The 6,659-nt window shown below is 53.1% G+C and carries 6 protein-coding genes and 1 tRNA gene; 1 reads left to right on the top strand and 6 read right to left on the bottom strand.

Annotated features, from left to right (window positions below):
• Positions 1-266 precede the first annotated feature (266 nt).
• On the bottom strand, positions 267-1,658 hold the full coding sequence (locus tag HMPREF3149_RS12420) for a sodium:solute symporter family protein (RefSeq protein WP_070538529.1): 1,392 nt from the start codon (positions 1,656-1,658) through the stop codon (positions 267-269).
• 118 nt (positions 1,659-1,776) lie between these two features.
• Between HMPREF3149_RS12420 and HMPREF3149_RS12415 the strand changes: the two genes are divergently transcribed.
• Positions 1,777-3,006 carry a metal-dependent hydrolase family protein gene (locus HMPREF3149_RS12415; protein WP_070538528.1) on the top strand — a complete coding sequence of 410 codons (1,230 nt, stop codon included), beginning with the start codon at positions 1,777-1,779 and terminating at the stop codon, positions 3,004-3,006.
• 255 nt (positions 3,007-3,261) lie between these two features.
• Here the strand turns inward: HMPREF3149_RS12415 and HMPREF3149_RS12410 are convergent, their stop codons facing one another.
• The 5 genes from HMPREF3149_RS12410 to HMPREF3149_RS12390 all read right to left on the bottom strand — a co-directional run bounded on the left by HMPREF3149_RS12410 (position 3,262) and on the right by HMPREF3149_RS12390 (position 6,544).
• Positions 3,262-4,068 carry a Bax inhibitor-1/YccA family protein gene (locus tag HMPREF3149_RS12410; protein WP_070538526.1) on the bottom strand — a complete coding sequence of 269 codons (807 nt, stop codon included), beginning with the start codon at positions 4,066-4,068 and terminating at the stop codon, positions 3,262-3,264.
• Positions 4,069-4,309: 241 nt separating this feature from the next.
• Positions 4,310-4,386: transfer RNA gene (locus tag HMPREF3149_RS12405), tRNA-Leu, on the bottom strand.
• 53 nt (positions 4,387-4,439) lie between these two features.
• A complete protein-coding gene (locus HMPREF3149_RS12400; protein WP_042530188.1) occupies positions 4,440-5,393 on the bottom strand; it encodes a Ppx/GppA phosphatase family protein in 954 nt (317 codons plus the stop codon).
• A gap of 16 nt (positions 5,394-5,409) precedes the next feature.
• Positions 5,410-5,958, bottom strand: coding sequence for a DUF501 domain-containing protein (locus HMPREF3149_RS12395; protein WP_070538537.1), 549 nt, complete (start codon positions 5,956-5,958; stop codon positions 5,410-5,412).
• Positions 5,959-5,992: 34 nt separating this feature from the next.
• Positions 5,993-6,544 carry a septum formation initiator family protein gene (locus HMPREF3149_RS12390; protein ID WP_070538523.1) on the bottom strand — a complete coding sequence of 184 codons (552 nt, stop codon included), beginning with the start codon at positions 6,542-6,544 and terminating at the stop codon, positions 5,993-5,995.
• Positions 6,545-6,659 lie beyond the last annotated feature (115 nt).

The following is a 6,659-nucleotide window of genomic DNA, read 5'->3' as shown; positions in this document are numbered from 1 at the left end:
CATGACACCCACTCGAACGTCGCGATTTCTGCCTCGACAACATCATCCCTCCTGCGAGTATGGATTAGCTCGTTCTTGTGGGAGCCGCATACTCCAGATTTTCCCATCTACTCAAACGAAACAAAACCTGGTGCACTTGAGATTTCAAGCTTTGTGCCGGCACCCCGGCATGTACTTCTTGCGTTGTTGCCCCACTATGACCACCCTCTCCTACGGACACAAGATCCGTACAGGTTTGGTGTCCACTAAACGAAGGTAACCTCACTTTAAGGTGACGATGCATTTCGCTGAGTCATGATAGAAATGGAAACTAGTGCAAGAACTGCGCATGGAAGAGCTGGAATGATTGAGTTTAAATCGCCAGGTTTCCCGATTAACTCCCAGCCGATCGTAACAATTCCACCCACGAGCATTGCTGCAAGCGCTCCTTGTGATGTTGCCTTACGCCAATAGAGGGCAGCTAACACAACGGGGGTAATAGAAGCACCATACATAGAGTACGCGTACATTTGAAGCGCTAAGACCGACGGGAAGAATTGAACAAGCACAAAGGCAATTACCGACAACCCCAATACCGCTGCCCTTCCTAAATTAACCGCAGTTTTCCCAGAGTGTTCTTGTGGCTTGTCGTGAAAAATCAAGTCGTAAACAATGTTCCCAGAACACGTCAAAAGATATGAAGAGCCCGTCGTAAGAATTAGAGCAAGCGCAGCGACAAGGAGAACTGCGCCTAGCATATTAGGGGAGTACTCGCTCGCCGCCAACGAAAGAATTGCCTTATCCGCATCAATATCTGGTTGAAGAATCCTAGAACTTGAAGCCGCAAGAATAACCGGGGTAACTACAAAAAAGGCACCAATGAAAAATAGCCCCATACCAGCTTTAGCTGCGGAGCCTGACTTAGCCGCCGCTAAGCGTTGGTGCATATTCTGATCACCGAGAATTAACAAGAACAACGGAAGGAAATATCCCAGGGCTTGCCATCCGCTCAAGGTTCCGGTCAAGCTTTTAAACTCAGGATTAAGCTGATCTATCCAGCTCCCCAAGCCGCCAACATCCTCTATAAACACCCAGCCCGCAACTAAACCTAGTCCGATCACGATAAAAATCGATGAGAGAAAATCCGTCCACGCGACCGATTTCAATCCTCCTGAAAGTGCGAGAAATGTAATGAGAATGAAGCTTATAATGGCACCTTGGAGCTCTGAAACGGGAGCAATAAGTGACAGGATATACCCGGCTCCAGTGAACTGGTAAGCCGTAATGCCTAGGAATGCAACTAGCACTACAACAATGCCCACAACCCTAACAGCCCCGTTGAATCGTTCATTAAACATCTCGGGGAGTGTGTGGTAACCCGCGTCTCTAACTTTCGGGGCTACAAAGTATAAACAAACAATTGCAGAGAACATCCCCCCGAAGAAAAACACTCCTGAAAAGGGCCCGTAAGTATAGATAAAATTCGCTCCGCCGATGATCGAGCCGGAGCCTACGAATGTCGCCAGCAACGTACCCGCCAAAACTGGCGCTGGCAAAGATTTTCCTGCGAGAACAAAATCATCTCCGTCTTTCATCGACTTACCTCGAGAAAACCAGAATGAGATGCCAATCATCAGGGCCAGATAGAACACAAGCACCGTAATGAATACTGTATTCAAGAGTGCCTCCTTAAAGTAGGGAAGTTGATGACTTGTTGTGCAATCTATCGGATTTTGAGTCACATGTCACGATTTTCGAGTAACGTGTTTAGCACCACCAACCAACAAGGAGGTTCCCATGCCAATTTTAGGAATCACTAATGCGCGGATCTTGGACGTGGAATCTGGCCAAGTATCAGAGCCCCAGACGATCTCGATAAAGAATGGGGTAATTGACAAAATTGATTCCCAACCACCCGCCGACCCAACAGGTTTCATCAACGCTGAAGGCAAATTCGTGTCCCCCGGACTCATTGACTGCCACGTACACGTTTTGGCTACCACCGCAGATTTGGCTAGACTCGGAGACGAGTCTCCTTTTTATCTAGCCACCAGGGCATCTCAAATCATGAGAGACATGCTTGGACGAGGATTTACTACCGTCCGCGACGCTGGTGGAGCCGAGTACGGGCTAGCAAAAGCGGTACTTGAGGATTTGGTTGTCGCACCGAGACTATTCTTCGGCGGTAAAGCCCTATCACAGACCGGCGGTCACGCCGACATGAGAAACCCAGGCACTTCGGTTTACGATTCCCACCAATGCTGTCCCCACATTGGCACCATTTGCGATGGAGTGGACGAAGTCCGAAAGGCTTGCCGAGAAAACATTCGCACTGGGGCGAATCACATCAAGCTCATGCTTTCTGGCGGAGTGGCCTCCCCTACTGACCGCGTCGACTCCACACAGTTTTCCGAGCAAGAAATTCGCGCTGCTGTAGAAGAAGCTGAGGCAGCAAACATCTACGTCCTTGGGCATGCATATACAGCAAAGGCTGTAAACAGGGGCCTACGCTTGGGGGTCCGTTCAATCGAGCATGGAAATCTAATTGATGACGAATCCATTCGTCTTTTCAAAGAACACGATGCATTCCTAGTTCCAACTTTGGTTACATATGAAAGGCTCAAGATTGACGGCGCTGAAAACGGCCTCCCCACAGAAAGCCAAGCGAAGGTGGATGTTGTCCTTTATTCAGGTCTAAAAGCCTTGAAACGTGCTAGTGAAGCTGGGGTGTCGATTGCCTTTGGCTCTGATTTGCTCGGATCGATGCACGACCACCAAAGTGAAGAATTTCGCATTAGAGCAAAGGTTCAAACATCATTGGATGTTTTGCGTTCTGCCACGACGACGGCTGCTCGTCTTCTCGGTCAGGAAGGACGACTAGGGGTAGTCGCTGAGGGCGCACACGCTGATCTCCTCATTCTCAATGAAAATCCCGCGAATGACATCACGATCCTAGCTACACCGGAAAAGTCGATTTCAAGAGTAATTAAAGGCGGCAACCCTGTCCACGAAGCGGAATCAAACTAAACACGGCACCAGGTCCCGCAATAAAGACCGAACTACATGGCTCCGCAATTCATCTCTCCATCGCTCTAGTTATTGCTATCGAAAGCCTGAGAGGCATCCGCATAGGAGCGTAGGTTACGTTTAGTCTTAGCCATTTCAAAAATTTACTCTTACTGCTGTTGAAAGAAGCATCGAGCGCGAATTGGTAGCAAAAATCGGCGGGCGGAAATTGTTTACATTTCCGCCCGCCGATTTTTCATTGCGAGTAACTATTGACTAGTCCCTGAAGTAGCTCAGAAGACGGAGAATCTCAGTGTAGAGCCAGACCAGGGTCACGGCGAGGCCAAGAGCGATACCCCAGGCATACTGTGCCGGAGCGCCCTGGCGGATAAGGCGGTCAGCCTGGTCGAAGTCAGTCATGAAGGAAAGCGATGCCAGGACGATGCAGACCAGGGAGAAGATAATAGCCAGCATGCCGCCATCACGCAGCGGGTTGAAGCCAAAGAAGATAGCGCCCAGGAAGTTACCCAGAGCCATCACAGCGACACCAGCGATGAGACCGAAGATAATCTTGTTGAACTTCGGGGTCACCTTCACGGCACCGGTCTTGTAGACCATGAGCATACCGATGAATACACCGACGGTACCCAAGATGGCCTGGCCAATGATGGCCATACCGTCGGAGTTTCCGAAGGATACGCCAGCAAACATGAGCGAGAAACCACCGACAAAGAGGCCCTCGAAGACAGCGTAAATCAAGGTCACGGCAGCAGAGCCGTACTTTTTGCCGAAGGTCGAAACCAGAACGGTGATAAAGCCACCGAGGGCACCAACGAGGGTCAGAATCATCGCGATACCTGGGTTGACAAGCTCGCCAATCGCGAAGTTAAGAACTGCCGCCACAATGATGACGGCGAGGGTGATACCAGTCTTGGTCACCACGTCGTCAACGGTCAGCGGACGATCGGCACTTGCGTTGCCCTGGTTAAACGGATTGTCATTCTGACCAAACGGGTTGCTCTGTGGCTGAGTCTGGGTCTGGCTGGATGAGAGGGAACTCATGACGGGGTTGCTAGAACGCACGTGAATCCCGATTCCTTTCACAGTCTTTCTCAATAAAGACGGCCCCGAAGGACCGCCGTGATCATCTTGTCACTAGTGTCAACGCATCCGACTGCTAGGAAGTTCCCAAAAATCCCAAACTTCGCAAAATTTTCTTAGAAGGGTGACGTCGAAAAGCACTGCGCTTGGCGACGTCTCCCCTACCGCACCCCTCACCCACGGCCCGGAAATCCAACGTTTCCGCTGGTAGTGGCGCTCTCAGTGGTGCCCCCAGTGGGACTCGAACCCACACTGAATCGATTTTAAGTCGACTGCCTCTGCCGATTGGGCTATGGGGGCCAAACCGTGCCTAACTATTTTAGGACACGGGTAATGCCGAAAAGAAAATAGGGTCAGGCTGCAGCGAGCCCTGCGATGATGCCGTCGAGAATGTCCTTCTCACTGATGAAGAAGGAACGGGCGCTGCTGTTACGTTCAATCATCGTCATGATGCCCTCGACAGCCACGCAGCCGCCGCCGATCACGTCGGCGCGGCCTGGGTGGATGACGGGGTTGAGGGCTCGCACGTCTGAGGCCAGACCAATCATCTGCCGCGTCAGCACACGCAGGGCGTCAAAACGAAGCTCAGAGCCATGGATGGAATCCGCGTCATAGCGCTCCATGCCCTGTGCCAAGGCAGACAAGGTTGTGAAGGTGCCAGCGCAACCTACGAAGGTAACGGCCTTGTCGATGGGCACAATCTTTTCAACGTCAGCCATGCGTTCGGCAACATAATCGGAGGCGATCTCCACTTCCGCCTCGGTAGGTGGATCGCTGCGCATCATGCGTTCCGTCAGGCGAACGCAGCCCATTTGTGCGGAATGAGAGCCAAGGATTTCGCCATCGATAGTGCCGACGACGAATTCGGTCGACCCACCGCCCAAATCGATGACGCAGTACGGCCCCTTCTCGGAGCTAAGATCGGCCACCGCACCCGTGAAGGACAGCAAGGCTTCCTCCTCGCCGGAAATAACTTCTGCGCGAGCACCGGGTTGAATCTGTCCCAGAAGCTCAGCGGTCATGTCGAAAAATTCACGGTGGTTTTTGGCATCACGCGTGGCGGAGGTGGCCACCATGCGGACACGTTCAACCTTCTCAAACTTCATCTGCTTGACGTATTCCTCAAGCGCAGCTCTGGTACGCGCGAGTGCCGCTGGGTCAAACTCACCAGTAGCATCGACGCCTTGGCCAAGACGAACGATTTCCATGGTGCGAGAGATATCTCGAATCTTTCCATCCTCCTGAATCTCACTGATGAGAAGGCGAATGGAGTTAGTGCCGCAGTCGACAGCAGCAACGCGAGTCATACGTTAAGCCTTTCTTTTAACCGGCGTTTGAAAAATCGAACTGAGCCATGTCAATGCCCAACTCCCCCACGGTGGGCCAATCCTCCGGGATGGCGCTGCCTCGGAGTTTACCGTGTTCTGCCGCCATGGCTACGGCTTCCGTTCCGAAGCGAACGCGGCCAGGCCCTTCGGCCAGAGCGTAGGCGATGAGAACATGGAGGCACTTGACACGCTCAGGCATTCCTCCACCGGAAAAATCTGTGCCTAGGTCTTCCATCTCATTACGAGTGGAAAGGTAGTGGTCATGGGCAGCACGGTAGTCCTTCTGCAAAGCCTCGTCCTCGGCGAGTCGCTGTTCCATCCACTTCATCACGTGGGCCACCTCGAGACGAGAAGCCTCTGCGGTCAGACGCGGGTCAGTGAGGTAGTAGAGGGTGGGGAACGGGGTGCCGTCGGGAAGCTTAGGCGCAGTCTTAATCACTGCGGGAGCTCCATCGGGAGTGCGGTAGGCAATGTCCACGACGCCGCGCGGGGTGCGGCCTAGTTGTTCGCGGACGACGTCGAGATCAGCATCGGTCACGGTCATGGAGACCATTGTGACACGAGGACGTGGATCAGTCCTATTCAGTAGGGTTGTCGGTCTCTGTGTTCGGCTCCACCGCAACGCCGCCGTCGGCGTTCTCCCCTACTTGTGTTTCTGTTTCAGCTTCCTCTGCGACGGAGTCCCAGAGGACTGCGTACCATTCGCGGTCATCGGTCACCTCGCGGTGCTCCGACGTGACGGTATCTCCAGAGTCCATGCGAGGATCCATGATGCGGAAAGCCGTCTCTCCCTCATCCATGACGCCGAAACGGCGACGTGCTTCCTGCTTGATGTACTCGTCCGACTGGTACTTGTCGATTTCAGTGAGGAGCTGGTCCTTGCGCTCCTGCTTCGCTGCAATTGAGCTTTCAAGGCGCGCGATCTCTGACTGGCCATGGTAGTAATTGCGCAGCGGGACGGCGATGGTCAGCAGAACAACGAGCACGACAGCGATGATGACGCCGACACCGAGAATGTCGAGGCCCTTCGGCTGCTTCGGGCGCTTCGTGGTTTTGTGTGCGTCCCGGGCACGCGTATGTACCGGAACGGTGTTCCGGCGTTTAGTTCGAAGAGAGGTAGTGCGTGCCATCGGGAAGTTAGTCTAGCTCCCGAGAAGCAGGCTGCGGGTCAGCGCGCGAGCGAGTCACAAAAATAACAGGTGTCACAGGAAAAGGTGCCACAGATTCCTGCGGCACCTTTAAGGA

It is taken from the genome of Corynebacterium sp. HMSC05E07 (genome assembly GCF_001807225.1).
GTDB classification, from domain to species: Bacteria; Actinomycetota; Actinomycetes; order Mycobacteriales; family Mycobacteriaceae; genus Corynebacterium; species Corynebacterium singulare.
The sequence above is the reverse complement of the archived record's forward strand: the minus strand, read 5'-3'. Positions and strand labels throughout refer to the sequence as shown.

What these genes read in the sequence shown, in the direction of transcription:
- HMPREF3149_RS12395 (WP_070538537.1), bottom strand. Translation starts at nt 5,958, where the DNA reads ATGACCGTGACCGATGCTGATCTCGACGTCGTCCGCGAACAACTAGGC.
- HMPREF3149_RS12415 (WP_070538528.1), top strand. Translation starts at nt 1,777, where the DNA reads ATGCCAATTTTAGGAATCACTAATGCGCGGATCTTGGACGTGGAATCT.
- HMPREF3149_RS12400 (WP_042530188.1), bottom strand. Translation starts at nt 5,393, where the DNA reads ATGACTCGCGTTGCTGCTGTCGACTGCGGCACTAACTCCATTCGCCTT.
- HMPREF3149_RS12390 (WP_070538523.1), bottom strand. Translation starts at nt 6,544, where the DNA reads ATGGCACGCACTACCTCTCTTCGAACTAAACGCCGGAACACCGTTCCG.